Here is a 15,318-nt window from a genome sequence, read left to right on the forward strand (position 1 = left end):
ACGAGCGGACTACTTCGCAGCGTCCGTCATGCACTTCGTCATGTCGTCGGTCACGATCGACTGGAGGGCCTCCTGGTCCTCGTCGCTCGCCTCGTAGTCCTCGTCGCCGTCGGCGATCGCCTGCAGGCCCTCGTCGGAGATGTCGGAGTCGTAGAAGGCCTGGGCGATGCAGTCGACGGCGCCGTCGGGGACGTCGCCGCCGAGCTCGTCGGCCATGCTGCCCTGGACGCCGTCGGCGACCTCGTCGACCGACGGGCGGCCGCCGCCGCCGTCGTCGCCACCCCCGCACGCGGAGGTGAAGCCGAGGACGAGGACGGCGGAGGCGAGGAGCAGGATTGGACGCTTCATGACGATGCCTGTTCTGTGATGGGGATCCGCCGGCAGGTCCGTCCGCGGCGGGATGACCTCACCCTTCCCCCGCGTCACCACTCCACACCCACGACCCAGACGATTTTCCGACGATCTCTCACCGATGACGGCCGGCGGAGTACAGCCAGGACTCCCCACCGTCGCCGGCCAGCGCCCGGCCGACCAGGATCACCGCGGCCCGCCGCAGGCCGGCGGCCTCGACCCGGTCGGCGATGTCGCCGACGGTGCCACGCAGCACCAGCTCGTCGGGCTGGGAGGCGCGGTAGGCGACCACGACCGGGCAGTCGGCGCCGTACTCCCCGACCAGCTCGGCCATCACCTCGCGGGTCCGGGTGATCGCGAGGTGCAGCACCAGCGTCGCACGGGTGGCCGCGAACGCCGCGAGCGACTCCGTCTCGGGCATCACGGTGGAGCGCGCCTGCGCCCGGGTCAGCACCACCGACTGCGAGACGAGCGGGACGGTGAGCTCGCGGCCGACCAGGGCGGCAGCGGCGGCGTACGCCGGCACCCCGGGAGTGACGTCCCACGGCACCCCGGCCGCGTCGAGGCGTCGCGTCTGCTCGGCGGCCGCGGAGTAGACGGAGGGGTCGCCCGAGGTGAGGCGGACGACGTCCAGCCCCGCGGCGTGGGCGCCGACCAGCTCGTCGACGATCCGGTCGAGGTCGAGGTCCTGGGTGTCGACGAGCCGCGCGTCGGGGCGGCAGTGCGCGAGCACCGCGGCGTCGAGGTAGGTGCCCGGGTAGAGCACCACGTCCGCTGCGGCCAGCATCGCCGCCGCCCGCAGGGTGATCAGGTCGGCGGCGCCGGGCCCGGCGCCGACGAAGTGGACGGTCATGGCTTGCTCCAGCTCCACTGGGTGACGGCGCGGGCCGGCGTCCAGCCGCTGAAGGAACCGATCGGCGCGGCGTGCTCGACCGAGAGCCGGGTCAGCTCGCCGCCGCGGGCGCCGTACGCCGTGGCCAGCAGCGACTCGGTCTCGAGCGTCACTCCGTGCACGACGAGCCGGCCGCCGGGCGCGAGCCGGTCGACGCAGGCGTCCAGGAGCCCGGGCGCGGTCGCTCCGCCCCCGACGAAGACGGCGTCGGGCGCGGGCAGGTCGGCGAGCGCGTCGGGCGCCCGTCCGTGCACCACGCGCAGGGTGGGTACGCCGAGGCGCCCGGCGTTGCGGCCGATCCGGCCGGCGCGCTCGGCGTCGGACTCCACCGCGATCGTCCAGCAGCGCGGGTGGGCGCGCATCCACTCGATGCCGACCGAGCCGGCGCCGGCGCCGACGTCCCACAGCAGCTGGCCCGGCTGCGGAGCGAGGCGGGCCAGGGCGCTGGCGCGCAGGTCGCGCTTGGTCAGCTGGCCGTCGTGCTCGAACACGTCGTCCGGCAGCCCCGCCGTCCACGACGCCACGACCGGTCCACGCAGCTCGAAGGCGACCACGTTGAGCGCGGGCGCCGAACCCTCCCAGGTCGCAGCGGTGGCCTCGACCCGCGACTCGTCGGCGGTCCCGAGGTTGCCGAGCACGGTCATCACGGTGTCGCCGTACCCCGCCTCGGCCAGCAGGCCGGCCAGCTCGGTGGGCGTGTGCGCGCCGGCGGACAGCACGATCACCCGGTGGCCCGGCGCCAGCGTGCGCAGCACCGCGTGGGGGTCTCGGCCGACGACCGAGACGACGTCGAGCGACTCCGACGGCCACGCCATCCGGGCCCGCGCCAGCGCCACCGACGAGAGCGCCGGCTCGATGCGCACGGCACCCTCGCCGAGCAGCGCGATCAGCGTGGAGCCGATCCCGGAGACGAGCGGGTCGCCCGAGGCGAGCGCGACGACGTCCCGCCCGGCGTGCCGTTGGAGCAGCGCCGGCAGGTTGTCGCGCAACGGCGAGGGCCACGGCTCACGGACCACGTCGAGGGTGTCGGGCAGCATCGCCAGGTGCCGGGCTCCGCCCAGGATCACGTCGGCGGTCAGCAGCCGCCGCCAGCTCGCCTCCGGCACGCTGGTCCAGCCGTCCGCGCCGATCCCGATCACGGTGATCAGCGGCTCGCGGTCGTCGGGGCTCGGCACGATCCCAGACCCTAGCCGTACGATTCCGCGGTGCTCACCGCCACCGATCCGCTGCCCGCCCGGCCCGCGCGGGTGCTGGTCGCCGGGGTGAGCGGTTCGGGCAAGACCACCCTCGCCGCCCGTGTCGGCGCGGTGCTCGGCATCCCGCACACCGAGATCGACAGCCTGTTCCACGGTCCGGACTGGACGCCGCGGCCGAGCTTGGAGGTGGAGGTGGACGCCTTCACCTCCGAGCCGTCGTGGGTGACCGAGTGGCAGTACTCCAGCGTGCGGCCGCTGCTCGCCGAACGCGCGGACACCCTGCTCTGGCTGGACCTGCCCTACCCGCTGGTGTTCACCCGCGTGCTGCGCCGGACCCTGCGGCGCCGGCTCCGGCGCGAGGTGCTCTGGAACGGCAACGTCGAGGGGCCGCTGCGCACGTTCTTCACCGACCCCGAGCACGTCGTGCGCTGGTCGATCAGCACCCGGAAGCTCTACCGCGACCGGATTCCGGCCCTGGTCGTCGCCCACCCGCAGTTGACCGTCGTACGGCTTCGCCGGCGGCGCGACGTGGACCACTGGCTCCGCGAGGTGCTCCAGCCGCTAGCCTGACCAGCGGCACGAGGTGCCCCGACGCCGGCAACGGCCAGGGGAGAATCTGGGAAGCCGGTGAAAGTCCGGCACAGGCCCGCTGCGGTAACCCACGGCTCCGAGCACGGAGACCTGGGAAGTCCGAAGACCGGCCCCGCGCCACGCATCATCCGATGTCCGATGGCGAGCGAGCGGGAGCCTCTCATGCCACAGCAGTTTCCTTTCAGCGCCGTCGTCGGCTCCGACGACATGGCGCTGGCCCTCATCCTGACGACGATCTCCCCCGAGGTCGGCGGCGTGCTCGTGCGCGGCGAGAAGGGCACGGCGAAGTCCACGATCGTGCGGGCGCTGGCCGCCGTGCTGCCGCCGATCGAGGTGGTCACCGGCGACCGGTTCTCGACCGATCCGGCCGACCGGGCACCGCTCTCCCCGGACGGTCCGTTCGCCGCCGACGCCCCGACCGAGTCCCGGCCGGTGCGGCTGGTGGAGCTGCCGGTCGGCGCCACCGAGGACCGGGTGCTCGGCTCGCTGCACCTCGAGCGCGCGCTCTCGGAGGGCAGGGCGGAGTACGAGCCCGGCCTGCTCGCCAAGGCGCACCGCGGCATCCTGTACGTCGACGAGGTCAACCTGCTCCACGACCACCTCGTCGACCTGCTGCTCGACGCGGCCGCGATGGGCCGCTCGACCGTGGAGCGCGACGGCGTCTCGGTCGAGCACGCGGCCCGCTTCGTGCTGGTCGGCACGATGAACCCCGAGGAGGGTGAGCTCCGGCCGCAGCTCCTCGACCGGTTCGGGCTGACCGTCGAGGTCGCCGCACCCCGAGACCCCGCGCTGCGGGTCGAGGTGGTGCGCCGCCGGATGGCGTACGACGCGGACCCCGACGTCTTCGCCGCACGCTGGGCCGAAGACGAGCGGGCGCTGACCGATCGGATCCGCGCCGCCCAGGAGTTCGTCGCCGGCGTCGAGCTGTCCGACGCCGCCCTGCTCACCATCGCCGAGCTGTGCGCGGCCTTCGACGTCGACGGCATGCGCGCCGACATCGTCACCGCCCGCACCGCCGTCGCCCACGCCGCCTGGCACGAGCGGTCGTCGGTCACCACCGAGGACATCCGCGCCGCCGCCCGGCTCGCGCTCCCCCACCGGCGCCGGCGCAACCCCTTCGACGCACCCGGGCTCGACGAGGACCTGCTCGACGAGGTGCTCGGCGACGACGACCCGGAGCCGGAGCCGCCCGGTGGCGGCGGCGCGGGCGAGACCAGCTCAGAAGGCGGCGGGGGTTTCGAGACAGGCCCTAGCGGGCCTTCCTCAACCACCGGGGAAGCGCCTTCCTCGACCACCGTGGCACCCGGCGCGACGTACCGCCCGAGGCTCTTCACCGTCCGTGGCACGGGTGCCGGGGAGGCCGGGAGGCGCAGCCGGGCGGTCACCGAGAACGGTCGCCGGGTCGGGGCGGGCGTCGGCGGGCGCGGGCCTATCCACCTGAGCGAGACCGTGCGCGCCGCGGCCCCGCACCAGGTCGCCCGCGGACGGACGACGGGCCGGCTGCGGTTCCGCCCCAGCGATCTGCGCGTGGCGACGCGCGAGGGCCAGGAGTCGAACCTGGTGCTCTTCTGCGTCGACGCCTCCGGGTCGATGGCGGCGCGGAAGCGGATGGAGCAGGTGAAGGCCGCAATCCTGTCGCTCCTGCTGGACGCCTACCAGCGCCGCGACAAGGTCGGGCTCATCACGTTCCGCGGCGACGCCGCCGAGTTGGCACTGCCCCCGACCCACTCGGTCGACATCGCGGCCGCGCGGCTCGAGGTGCTGCCCGCCGGCGGACGCACCCCGCTCGCCGAGGGTCTGCTCGAGGCGGCCCGGGTGCTCGGGCTGGAGCGGATCCGCGACCCGCGCCGCCGTCCGCTGCTCGTCGTCGTCACCGACGGCCGGGCGACGAGCGGTGCCGCCGCCGTGCAGCGGTCGCGGGCGGCCGGGGGGCTCCTGGCGAAGGCCGGCGTCGACAGCCTGGTCGTCGACTGCGAGAGCGGGGCGCTCCGGCTCGGACTCGCCGCCACCCTGGCCGAGCACCTCCGCGCCGAGCACGTCCCGATCGGCGAGGTCAGCGCCGAGGCCCTGACCGGGGCGGTCCGCGGGCGGGCCGCCTGATGCCGCAGGGACAGCCGCTCGCCGTACCCGACGACGGGCTCACGACCCGGCAGCGCCGCAACCGCCCGCTGCTGATGGTCCACACCGGCGACGGCAAGGGGAAGTCGACGGCCGCCTTCGGCCTCGCGATCCGCGCCTGGAACCAGGGCTGGGACGTCGGCGTCTTCCAGTTCGTGAAGTCCGCCAAGTGGCGCATCGGCGAGCAGACCGTCCTCGAGCGGCTCGGCGAGCTGCACCGCGAGACCGGCGAGGGCGGCCCGGTCGAGTGGCACAAGATGGGCGCCGGCTGGTCCTGGTCGCGCAAGGCCGGCGACGCCGACGACCACGCGGCCGAGGCGGCCGAGGGCTGGGCGGAGGTGAAGCGCCGGCTCGCCGCGCAGACGCACGACCTCTACGTGCTCGACGAGTTCACCTACCCGATGCAGTGGGGCTGGGTGGACGTGGACGACGTCGTCGACACCCTGGCGAAGCGGCCCGGACGCCAGTACGTCGTCGTCACCGGCCGCCGTGCCGACCCCCGGCTGGTCGAGGTCGCCGACCTGGTCACCGAGATGGCGAAGGTCAAGCACCCGATGGACGCGGGCCAGAAGGGCCAGCGGGGCATCGAGTGGTGACACCGCTCCCCCGGCTGGTCATCGCCGCGCCGGCCACCGGGCAGGGCAAGACCACCGTCGCCACCGGGCTGATGGCCGCGCTCACCGGCGCCGGTCACGTCGTCAGCGGGCACAAGGTCGGCCCCGACTACATCGACCCGGGGTACCACGCGCTCGCCAGCGGCCGCCCGGGCCGCAACCTCGACCCGCACCTGGTCGGCGCGGAGCGGATCGTGCCGCTCCTCCTGCACGGGGCGGCCGGTGCCGACGTCGCCGTCGTCGAGGGCGTGATGGGCCTCTACGACGGCAAGGTCGGCGCGCAGGGCTTCGCGTCGACGGCCCACGTCGCCACGCTCACCCGCTCGCCGATCGTGCTCGTCGTCGACATCTCCCGCTCGTCGCGGACGGTCGGCGCGGTCGTGCACGGCATGGCGACCTACGACCCGCGCGTCGAGGTCGCCGGCGTGATCCTCAACCAGGCCGGCTCGCCCCGGCACGCGGCCGAGGTCGCCGACTCGATCGACCTCCCGGTGCTCGGCACGATCGGGCGCGACCCGGACCTCGCCGTCCCCTCGCGGCACCTCGGGCTGGTGCCCGCCGCCGAGCGGGACGACGCCCGGCACGCCCTCGACACCCTCGCCGACCGGATCGCGGAGCTGGTCGACCTCGACGCGGTGCTCGCGGTCGCGCGGTCCGCGCCGGACCTGGAGGGCGAGGCCTGGGACCCCGGGCGCGCGGTTGGCTGCGGGGGTTTCGAGACGGGACTTCGTGCCTCCTCAACCACCGGGGGCGGACCTGTCGTGGCGGTGGCGGGCGGGCGGGCGTTCACGTTCCGGTACGCCGAGACCGAGGAGCTGCTCCGGGCGGCCGGCTGCACGGTGGTGGGGTTCGACCCGATGACCGACGCGCGCCTGCCCGACGGGACCGCGGGGATCTACCTGGGTGGAGGCTTCCCCGAGGTGCACGCCCGTGACCTCACCGGCAACGTGACGCTCCGGCGCGAGCTCGCGGCGGCGATCGGGGACGGCGTCCCGACGGTGGCCGAGTGCGCCGGGCTGCTGTACCTCTGCTCGTCACTGGACTCCTCTCCCATGGTTGGGGCCGTCGACGCGGCCGCCGCGATGACCGAGCGGCTGACGCTGCGCTACCCCACGATGACCGCGGCCACCGACAACCTGCTGACCCGCGCCGGCGAGCAGGTGACCGGCCACGAGTTCCACCGCACCCAGGTCACGCCGTACGCCGGCGACCGCCCCGCGTGGACCGTCGACGGGCAGGACGTCGGCTTCACGTCGCCGACTCTGCACGCGTCGTACCTCCACACGCACTGGGCCGGTCACCCTCGGCTGGCACAGCGGTTCGCGGAGGCCGTGCATGGTTAACGCCCCCCTCCACGAGCCACTGCGCCACCACGGCGACGTCGAAGCCCGCGGCGCCGACCTCGACCTCGCCGTCAACGTGTACGACGGTCCGCGGCCGCCCTGGCTCGACGACGCGCTGAGGCAGAGCCTCGACGAGGTCGGCGACTACCCCACCGCCGCCCGGGCCGAGGCCGCCGTCGCCGCCCACCACGGGAGACCGACCGACGACGTGCTCGCGACCGCCGGCGCGGCCGAGACGTTCTCGCTGGTCGCCCGGCTGCGGCCCTGGCGACGACCGGTCGTCGTGCATCCGCAGTTCACCGAGCCCCATGCCGCGCTGCTGCAGGCCGGCCACGACGTCACCGAGGTCCACTGCCGCGAGGCCGACGGGTTTGCGCTCGACCCCGACGACGTCCCGGGCGACGCCGACCTGGTCGTCGTCGGGAACCCGACCAACCCGACCGGCGTCCTCCACCCGGCGACCGTCGTACGGCGCCTGCTGCGTCCCGGTCGGCTGGTGGTCGTCGACGAGGCGTTCATGGACGCCGTGCCCGGCGAGCCCGAGTCGCTGGCGGGCGTCAGAGCCCAGTCCCTGCTGGTGATCCGAAGCCTCACCAAGCACTGGGGCATCCCCGGCGTCCGGGCCGGCTACCTGCTGACCGACCCGACGACGGCTGCCGCGCTCCGCCGCGGCCAGGTGCCCTGGTCGGTGTCGACGACGGCGGCCGCCGCGATGGCCGCCTGCACGGGCGCGGAGGCCGCGCACGAGAGCCGCCGACGAGCAGACGAGATCGCCGGCTGGCGACGTCACCTCGAGGAATCCCTGTCAACGCAAGGGATCCGGCACATCCCGTCCTCCGCTTCGTTCGTCCTCGCGCAGGTCGGCGAAGGCGTCCACGAACACCTGCGCGAGGCCGGCATCGCCGTACGCCGGGCCGACACGTTCCCCGGTCTCGACGCGACCTGGGTGCGGATCGCCGTCCGACCGGAGGTTGCGACCGACCGTCTGCTGGAGGCCCTGTCGCGGCGGTCCGCCGATGCCCTAGGCTGACGCCGCGGGCACGAGGAAGCCGGTGGGAATCCGGCACAGTCGCGCTACTGTGACATCGCCTCCGAGGCATTCGAGGAGCGGTGAAGTCAGACCCGAAGGTCCGCTTCCACCCATTCGAACAGGGACGCACGCATCCCTGAGGAGGACACATGTCGCAGGTTTCTGCCACCCCCGCAACCACCGTCGAGATCCCCTCGATCCCCCTCGCCGAGATCGCGCCGTGGGCGCTCTTCGTCGGGCTGCTCGCGGTCCTGGCGCTCTTCTTCGTCAGCGCCGAGCAGGGCGCGTTCTCCCTCCTGTCCGGCACGGCGGTCCACGAGTGGGTCCACGACGGCCGGCACCTCCTCGGCTTCCCCTGCCACTGAGAGCCGAGGCAGCCATGACCGTACGAGCCCTGCTCGTCCGGGGGCTGCTCGTCGGGCTCGTCGCCGGCTTCGCCACCTTCCTGGTCGCCCACCAGGTCGGCGAGCCGCACGTCGAGACCGCGATCGCCCTCGAGGAGGCGGGCACCCACGCGCCCGCTGATGACCACACCCACGACGAGGCCACCGCGGGCCACTCCCACGACGACGGCGGCGCCGTCGTCTCGCGCCACGACCAGCGCACCTGGGGCCTGCTCACCGGCTCCCTCGCCGTCGGCCTCGCCCTCGGCGGCCTCGTCGCCCTGGTGTCCGCCGCGGCCGTCGGCCGGCTGGGCCGGATGACACCCGGCCAGTCGACGGCGACCGTCGCGCTGATCGGCTTCGTGTCGTACGCGCTGGTGCCGTTCCTCAAGTACCCCGCCAACCCACCCGCGGTCGGCGACGGCTCCACGATCGGCGCTCGCACCGGCGACTACTTCGCGTTCGTGCTGGTCTCGGTGGTCGCAGCGGTGCTCGGCACCCTGCTGGCCCGGCGGCTCTGGCCCCAGGTCGGCACGTACGCCGCGGTGCTCGCCGGTGTCGGCGCGTACGTCGTCGTGGTCGCCGTCGCCGGCCAGGTGCTGCCCACGGTCAACGAGGTGGGCGACTTCCCGGCCGACGTGCTCTGGTACTTCCGCCGCGCCTCGCTGATCACGATCGCCACTCTCTGGGCGGCGATCGGCATCGGCCTGACCGGGCTGGTCGGTGCGCTCCACCGCCGCGACACCGCCACGACCGAGCGCCGGACGCTCGCCGCCAGCCTGTGATCGCGCCGCCGTCCCCCCACGCAGCGGCCGCGGCCACGGAGCGCCTGGCCGCCCTGGCGACACCTCCGGGTGCGCTGGGGCGGCTCGGTGACCTCGCGGTCTGGCTCGCGGCCTGCCAGGGCGAGGTCCCTCCGAGTGAGCTCACCGACGTCCGCCTCGTCATCTTCGCCGGCGACCACGGCGTCGCCCGGCACGGCGTCTCGGCGTACCCGCCCGAGATCACGGCCGCCATGGTGCGCACCTTCCTCACCGGACGGGCCGGCGTCTCCGCGCTGGCCCGCGCGCACGGGGTGCAGGTGCGGGTGCTCGACCTGGGCGTCGACGACGACCTGGCCGGGGTGCCGGACGCCGTACGCCGGTTCAAGGTGCGCCGCTCCTCGGGAGCGATCCACCTCGAGGACGCCCTCACCGAGCGGGAGACCCTGATCGCGCTGGACGCGGGCGCGACCGTCGCCCGCGAGGAGATCGCCGCCGGCGCCCAGCTGCTGCTCAGCGGGGACATGGGCATCGGCAACACCACGCCCGCCGCCGCCCTGGTCGCGGCGGGGCTCGGCGTCCCGGCATCGGAGGTCACCGGCCTCGGCACCGGCATCGACGCGGCGACCCTGGCGCACAAGCAGCAGGTCGTGCAGCAGGCGCTGGACCGCGCGGGCGAGCGCACGGCCGACCCGGTCGGGACCCTGACCGCGCTCGGCAGCGCCGACCTCGCCGCCAGCACCGGCTACCTCGCCGAGGCCGCGCGCCAGGGCGTCCCGGTGCTGCTCGACGGCCTGATGGCGGTTGCCTGTGCACTCACCGCCGACCGGATCGAGCCGGGCGCGGCGGCGTGGTTCGCGGCCGGGCACCGGTCGACCGAGCCGGCCCAGTCGCTCGCGCTGGCGAAGCTCGGCCTCGAGCCGGTGCTCGACCTGGGCATGCGCCTGGGTGAGGGCAGCGGCGCAGTGGCGGCCGTCCCGGTGCTGCGGAGCGCCGTGGCCCTGCTCCGCGACGTCGCGCTGCTGAGCGAGCTCGGTGGCTGACGCCCTCCGGCTCGCGGTCGGCACCCTGACCGCCGTCCCGGTCCGCGCGCCGACGCGCATGGACCGGGGCACCACCCGCGGCGCGATCCTCCTGGCACCGCTGGCGGTGCTGCCCCTGGGTGCCCTGGTCGCCGCCGTCGTCTGGGCCGGTGGTGCCGTCGACCTCCCGCCGCTCGCGGTCGCGTTCGTCGCGATCGGTGCGCTGGCCGCGGGCTCCCGGGCGCTGCACTGGGACGGCCTCTCCGACACCGCCGACGGCCTGACCGCGTCGTACGACGCCGCCCGCTCGCTCGAGGTGATGAAGTCCGGCACCAGCGGACCGGCCGGCGTCGTCGCCACCGTGGTCGTGCTGGGCGTCCAGGCCGCCGCGCTGTCGGCGTACGTCGGACCGGCGACCGACGCCCTGCTCGCCGGAGCGCTGGTGTGCCTGTCGCGCTGCGCGCTCTGGATCGTGTGCTGCACGCGGGTGCCGCCCGCCCGGCCCGACGGCCTCGGCGTCACCTACACGCGCACGGTCCCGGTGCCCGTCGCCGTGGTCGGCGGGCTGCTGCTCTCGGTCGCCGGTGGCGTCGTGGTCCTGCTGCTGGTGCGGCGCACCACCCGGCGCTTCGGCGGCGTCACCGGCGACGTGTTCGGCGCCGCGGTCGAGCTCGCCCTCGCGGCGACGCTGCTCACGTGGTCATGGATCTAGAGCTTCAGCACCCGCCCGGCGACGACCAGGTGCACCTCGTCGCAGGCCGCCGCGAACCGCTGGTTGACCGTGCCGAGCAGGTCGCGGAAGACCCGCCCCGAGCGGTGCTCGGGCACGACACCGAAGCCGACCTCGTTGGTCACGAGCACCACGTCGTCGCCCATCGACCGGACGGCGGCGTCGACCTCCTCCTCCACGTACGCACCGACGTCCTCGACGCGCGCGTCCCACATCGCGGCGTCGTCGACGAACCGGGTCAGCCACGTGCCGAGGCAGTCGACGAGCACCGGCCCGGGGCGCCGCAGCGCGTGGACCAGGTCGCCGGTCTCCAGCGTCGTCCACGACACCGGTCGCCGGGCCTGGTGGGCCGCCACCCGTGCGGCCCAGTCGGCGTCGTCGCGCACCGGACCCGGCGCGACGTAGGTGACCTCGTCGTACGGCGCCAGCAGCGCCTCGGCATGCATGGACTTGCCCGAGCGGACTCCCCCGGTGACCAGGACCTTCATCGATGACCTCCCTGGGACTGATCCTCGGCTACGCGGCGGACGCCGTGCTCGGCGACCCGCGCCGCTTCCACCCGGTGGCCGGGTTCGGGCGGACGGCCGCCGCGCTGGAGCGGGTGACGTACGCCGATCGCCGCGGCGCGGGTGTCGTGCACGTCGCGGTGCTGGTCGGCGGCGCGGCCGCCCTTGGCACCCGCGGCATCCCGACCGCGCTCGCCACGTGGGCGGTGCTCGGGGCTCGGTCGCTGGACCGCGAGGCGGCCGCGGTCGAGGCGCTGCTCGGCTCCGGCGACCTGCCGGGCGCCCGGCACCGGCTGACCCACCTCGTCGGCCGCGACACCGGCGCGCTCGACGAGAGCGAGGTCGCCCGGGCGGTGATCGAGTCGCTCGCGGAGAACACGTCCGACGCGGTCGTCGCTCCCCTGGTCTGGGGCGCGGTGGCGGGGGTGCCGGGTCTGCTGGGTCACCGCGCCGCCAACACCCTCGACGCGATGGTCGGCCACCGCAACGCGCGCTACGAGCGGTTCGGCTGGGCGGCGGCGCGGCTCGACGACGTGCTCAACCTGCCCGGCTCGCGGTTGACCGCCCTGCTCACGGTCGGCCTGGCCGACGACCCGGGGGCTGCCTGGCGCACCTGGCGCCGCGACGCGGCCGGCCACCCGAGCCCGAACGCCGGCCCGGTCGAGGCGGCGTTCGCCGGGGCGCTCGGCGTCCGGCTGGGCGGCGTGAACACCTACGGCGACCGGGTGGAGGACCGGCACGTGCTGGGCGACGGCCGCGCTCCGACGCTTCACGACATCACCCGCGCCCGGCGGCTGGCCCGCCGGGTCGGCTGGGGAGCGCTCGCTGCCGTCGTACCCATCGCGCTGCTGCGTCGACGTCGCTGACCGTCTCCACCCCCGCGGGCGCGGCCGGTCGTCGCACGACGACGACCGGGATGCCGAGCGCGGCCGCGGCCTGCATCTTGGGCCAGGTGTGGTCGCCGCCGGAGTCCTTGGTCACGAGCACGTCGCTGCCGTGCCGCTGCATCAGCGCGAGCTCGTCCCCGTAGCGGTAGGGCCCGCGGTCGACCAGCAGCTCCCACGGGTCCGGCAGCGCCACCTCCGGCTCGTCGACCACCCGCGCCAGCACGGCACGGTGCACGAGCGGGCCGGTGAAGCGGCCGAGCTGCTGGCGGCCGACGGTGAGGAACGGCCGCTCCCCCAGCACGGCAGCACGGGCGGCGGCGTCGTCGTGGCCGTCCACCCAGTGCCAGTCGCCGCGCCAGCCCGGGCGCTGCAGCCGCAGGAGGGGGACGTCGGTGCACGCGGCCGCTGCGTGAGCGGAGATCTGCGCTGCGAAGGGATGCGTCGCGTCCACGACCACGTCGTACGACGCGGCCGCGGCCCGGAGTCCCTCGACGCCGCCCAGGCCTCCGATCCGCACGCCGCCGACGGGCAGCCGCGGTTCGGCGACCCGGCCCGCGAGCGACGTGGTCACGTCGACACCGTCGGCGACCAGCGCGGCGGCGAGGTCCCGCGCCTCCGCCGTACCTCCCAGCAGGAGCACCCTCACCGGCTCGCCCCCGGCGGGAGGACGGGCACGGCGGGCGCCCCGTCGCGCGCCAGCGCGAGCAGCTCGTCGACCGGCAGGTGCTCCTCGACCAGGTCGCCGAGCAGGTCGAGCCGGCGCTCCCGGGCCGCCGGGAAGCTCACACCCGACGGTGTCCAACCGGGCAGCGCCCCGGCGAGGTAGGCGGTCCGGGTCGCGTCGTCCTCGAGGCTGCCGTGCACCATCGTGCCGAACACCTGGCCCGAGCGGGGCTCGCCGGTGACGCGGCCGTGGTGGATCTCGTAGCCCGTCGGGGCGTGCGTGCGCAGCACCTTCTCAGGCGTGAACTCCGTGCGCACGTCGAGCAGGCCGAGGCCGGGCACCGTCGCGGGCCCGCCCTCGACGCCGTCCGGGTCCGCGATCTCGAGGCCGAGCATCTGGAAGCCGCCGCAGATGCCGAGCACCGGCCCGCCGGCGGCGGCGTGGGAGGCGATCGCCCGGTCGAGGCCGCGCTCGCGCAGCCAGGCCAGGTCGGCGACGGTCGCGCGGGTGCCGGGCAGCACCACCAGGTCGGCGTCCGACAACGCCCGCGGGTCGGCCGCGAACGCGACATCGAGGCCCGGCTCGAGGCCGAGCGCGTCGACGTCGGTGAAGTTGCTGATCCGCGGCAGCCGCACGACTGCCACCTTGCGCGTGCCCGCGTCGCCGCGCGCGCGCCGCCCGTCGAGGTCGAGGGCGTCCTCGGAGTCGAGCCACAGGTCGGGGTGCCACGGCAGCACGCCGTACACCCGCCGGCCGGTGAGCCGCTCCAGCTCGGTGAGCCCGGGCTCCAGCAGGGACACGTCGCCGCGGAACTTGTTGACGACGAAGCCCGCGATCAGCCGCTGGTCGTCGGGCTCGAGCAGCGCGACGGTGCCGAACATCGCCGCGAAGAGCCCGCCCCGGTCGATGTCGCCGACCACCACGGTCGGCAGGCCGGCGTGGCGGGCCAGGCCCATGTTGACGTAGTCGCTGCTGCGCAGGTTGATCTCGGCCGGGCTGCCCGCGCCCTCGGCGACCACGAGCTCGTAGCGCGACGCCAGGTCGTCGAAGGCGTCGTACGCCGCCGCCGCGAGGTGCCGTCGCCCGTCGACGAAGTCGCGCGACGTGACCTCGCCCGCCGGCCGGCCCATCACCACGACGTGGCTGCGGTGGTCGCTGCCGGGCTTGAGGAGCACCGGGTTCATCGCGGCCTCGGGCTCGGCGCGGGCGGCCAGCGCCTGGATCCACTGGGCTCGGCCGATCTCCGCGCCGTCGGCGCAGACCATCGAGTTGTTGGACATGTTCTGCGCCTTGAACGGCGCCACCGCCACCCCGGCGCGCGCGAAGGCACGGCACAGGCCGGTGGTGAGGATGCTCTTGCCCGCGTCGGAGGTGGTGCCGGCGACGAGCAACCCGCTCACGACGGCCGCCGCAGGAGGTAGACGTCCATCACCCAGCCGGCCTCGGCGCGCACCCGAGCGCGCGCGGCGTCGATGTCGGCCCGCACCTCGCCGACCCGGCCGGCCACGAGTGCCTCGGACGTGGTGCCGAGGTTGGCGCCCCACCAGATCGTCCAGCCTGCGAGGTCGTCGAGGTCGAGGGTGCGGTTGAGCATCACGACGATGTTGTCCTGGCCCTGCGCGACCGCCTGGCGCAGCCGGCGCCCGGTCGTCACGTGCACGGGCCGGCCGACCTCGTGCAGCACGATCCGGTGCCGGGCGGCGAGCAGCTGCGGCGCGCTGACGCCGGGGACCACGTCCACGTCGAGCTCCACCCGCTCGGCCAGGGCGTCGACCAGCCGCAGCGTCGAGTCGTAGAGCGACGGGTCCCCCCAGACCAGCAGCCCGACGTCGCCGGGATGCTCCCGGAGGGCGGCGGCGTACGACGCCACCCGCGCGTCGTGCCACGCGCGCACGGCCGCTGGGTAGTCGGCCGGGTCGTCCCGGTCGCGCGGCGGGTCCTCGATCACGACGACCGGCGGGTCTCCGTACTCGCGGCAGATCGCGGTGCGTACGTCGAGCAGCGGGTCGTCGTCGGCCTTGGCGAACGCGAACACGTGGTCGACCGACCGCAGCGCCGCCGCGGCCTCGGCCGTCACGTGCTGCGGCCCCATGCCGACCCCGATGACGCGGAGCCTGCGGGGTGGTTTCGAGGCTCGCTCCGCTCGCACCTCAACCACCGTGCTGACGGTGGTCGAGAGCCTCGAAACCACCATGCTGACGGTGGTTGAGAGCCTCGACACCACCATGCT

At 75.0% G+C, this 15,318-nt stretch carries 15 protein-coding genes, 1 pseudogene and 1 riboswitch; of the genes and pseudogenes, 9 read left to right on the forward strand and 7 right to left on the reverse strand.

The genetic code is table 11. The features are described 5' to 3' along the window. Positions 1–9 precede the first annotated feature (9 nt). The 3 genes from PD653B2_RS13620 to cbiE form a co-directional block, all read right to left on the reverse strand. Positions 10–348: a hypothetical protein gene (locus PD653B2_RS13620; protein ID WP_085872931.1), complete on the reverse strand. Its 339-nt coding sequence runs from the start codon at positions 346–348 to the stop codon at positions 10–12. Between the two features lie 118 nt (positions 349–466). Continuing rightward, the gene (gene cobM, locus PD653B2_RS13625; protein ID WP_085872932.1) at positions 467–1,204 is read right to left on the reverse strand and encodes a precorrin-4 C(11)-methyltransferase; all 738 of its coding nucleotides are present in this window, start codon (positions 1,202–1,204) and stop codon (positions 467–469) included. Continuing rightward, positions 1,201–2,418, reverse strand: a complete 1,218-nt coding sequence (gene cbiE / locus PD653B2_RS13630; RefSeq protein WP_085872933.1) for a precorrin-6y C5,15-methyltransferase (decarboxylating) subunit CbiE — start codon at positions 2,416–2,418, stop codon at positions 1,201–1,203. The genes cobM and cbiE overlap by 4 nt, the downstream gene beginning before the upstream one ends. Positions 2,419–2,448: 30 nt before the next feature. Between cbiE and PD653B2_RS13635 the strand changes: the two genes are divergently transcribed. The 8 genes and pseudogenes from PD653B2_RS13635 (at position 2,449) to PD653B2_RS13670 (ending at position 11,013) form a co-directional block, all read left to right on the forward strand. Further along, positions 2,449–3,009: an AAA family ATPase gene (locus PD653B2_RS13635; protein WP_085872934.1), complete on the forward strand. Its 561-nt coding sequence runs from the start codon at positions 2,449–2,451 to the stop codon at positions 3,007–3,009. Further along, positions 3,004–3,159, forward strand: a riboswitch (cobalamin riboswitch). (Overlaps the previous gene by 6 nt.) Before the next feature lie 33 nt (positions 3,160–3,192). After that, entirely contained in the window at positions 3,193–5,130 is a 1,938-nt protein-coding gene (locus PD653B2_RS13640; protein WP_085872946.1) for a magnesium chelatase subunit D family protein, read from the forward strand. Then, positions 5,130–5,744 carry a cob(I)yrinic acid a,c-diamide adenosyltransferase gene (gene cobO, locus PD653B2_RS13645; RefSeq protein ID WP_085872935.1) on the forward strand — a complete coding sequence of 205 codons (615 nt, stop codon included), beginning with the start codon at positions 5,130–5,132 and terminating at the stop codon, positions 5,742–5,744. The genes PD653B2_RS13640 and cobO overlap by 1 nt, the downstream gene beginning before the upstream one ends. Further along, positions 5,738–8,135: pseudogene (locus tag PD653B2_RS26060) on the forward strand (cobyrinate a,c-diamide synthase). Before cobO ends, PD653B2_RS26060 begins: the two are co-directional and overlap by 7 nt. 149 nt (positions 8,136–8,284) lie before the next feature. Then, positions 8,285–8,500, forward strand: coding sequence for a CbtB domain-containing protein (locus PD653B2_RS13655; RefSeq protein ID WP_085872936.1), 216 nt, complete (start codon positions 8,285–8,287; stop codon positions 8,498–8,500). Between the two features lie 14 nt (positions 8,501–8,514). Beyond that, positions 8,515–9,303 carry a CbtA family protein gene (locus tag PD653B2_RS13660; RefSeq protein ID WP_085872937.1) on the forward strand — a complete coding sequence of 263 codons (789 nt, stop codon included), beginning with the start codon at positions 8,515–8,517 and terminating at the stop codon, positions 9,301–9,303. Continuing rightward, positions 9,300–10,322: a nicotinate-nucleotide--dimethylbenzimidazole phosphoribosyltransferase gene (cobT, locus tag PD653B2_RS13665; protein ID WP_242665281.1), complete on the forward strand. Its 1,023-nt coding sequence runs from the start codon at positions 9,300–9,302 to the stop codon at positions 10,320–10,322. The genes PD653B2_RS13660 and cobT overlap by 4 nt, the downstream gene beginning before the upstream one ends. Then, on the forward strand, positions 10,315–11,013 hold the full coding sequence (locus tag PD653B2_RS13670; protein WP_085872938.1) for an adenosylcobinamide-GDP ribazoletransferase: 699 nt from the start codon (positions 10,315–10,317) through the stop codon (positions 11,011–11,013). The genes cobT and PD653B2_RS13670 overlap by 8 nt, the downstream gene beginning before the upstream one ends. On the opposite strand, the gene PD653B2_RS13675 is transcribed toward PD653B2_RS13670, so the two are convergent. After that, positions 11,010–11,519: a bifunctional adenosylcobinamide kinase/adenosylcobinamide-phosphate guanylyltransferase gene (locus PD653B2_RS13675; protein ID WP_085872939.1), complete on the reverse strand. Its 510-nt coding sequence runs from the start codon at positions 11,517–11,519 to the stop codon at positions 11,010–11,012. The two genes, PD653B2_RS13670 and PD653B2_RS13675, sit on opposite strands and share 4 nt — an antisense overlap. 2 nt (positions 11,520–11,521) lie before the next feature. On the opposite strand from PD653B2_RS13675, the gene PD653B2_RS13680 reads away from it, so the two are divergent. Further along, positions 11,522–12,403 (forward strand): cobalamin biosynthesis protein, encoded by an 882-nt coding sequence (locus tag PD653B2_RS13680; protein ID WP_085872940.1) that lies wholly within the window; start codon positions 11,522–11,524, stop codon positions 12,401–12,403. Here PD653B2_RS13680 and PD653B2_RS13685 read toward each other — a convergent pair. The 3 genes from PD653B2_RS13685 to cobF are packed head-to-tail and all read right to left on the reverse strand — an operon-like array spanning position 12,315 to position 15,282. After that, entirely contained in the window at positions 12,315–13,070 is a 756-nt protein-coding gene (locus PD653B2_RS13685; RefSeq protein ID WP_085872941.1) for a cobalt-precorrin-6A reductase, read from the reverse strand. The genes PD653B2_RS13680 and PD653B2_RS13685 overlap by 89 nt on opposite strands. Beyond that, a complete protein-coding gene (locus tag PD653B2_RS13690; protein ID WP_085872942.1) occupies positions 13,067–14,488 on the reverse strand; it encodes a cobyric acid synthase in 1,422 nt (473 codons plus the stop codon). The genes PD653B2_RS13685 and PD653B2_RS13690 overlap by 4 nt, the downstream gene beginning before the upstream one ends. Beyond that, entirely contained in the window at positions 14,485–15,282 is a 798-nt protein-coding gene (gene cobF / locus PD653B2_RS13695; protein ID WP_085872948.1) for a precorrin-6A synthase (deacetylating), read from the reverse strand. Before cobF ends, PD653B2_RS13690 begins: the two co-directional genes overlap by 4 nt. Between the last annotated feature and the right edge of the window lie 36 nt (positions 15,283–15,318).

Origin of the sequence: Nocardioides sp. PD653-B2, from assembly GCF_002117935.1 — a bacterium.
Taxonomy (GTDB): Bacteria; Actinomycetota; Actinomycetes; order Propionibacteriales; family Nocardioidaceae; genus Nocardioides.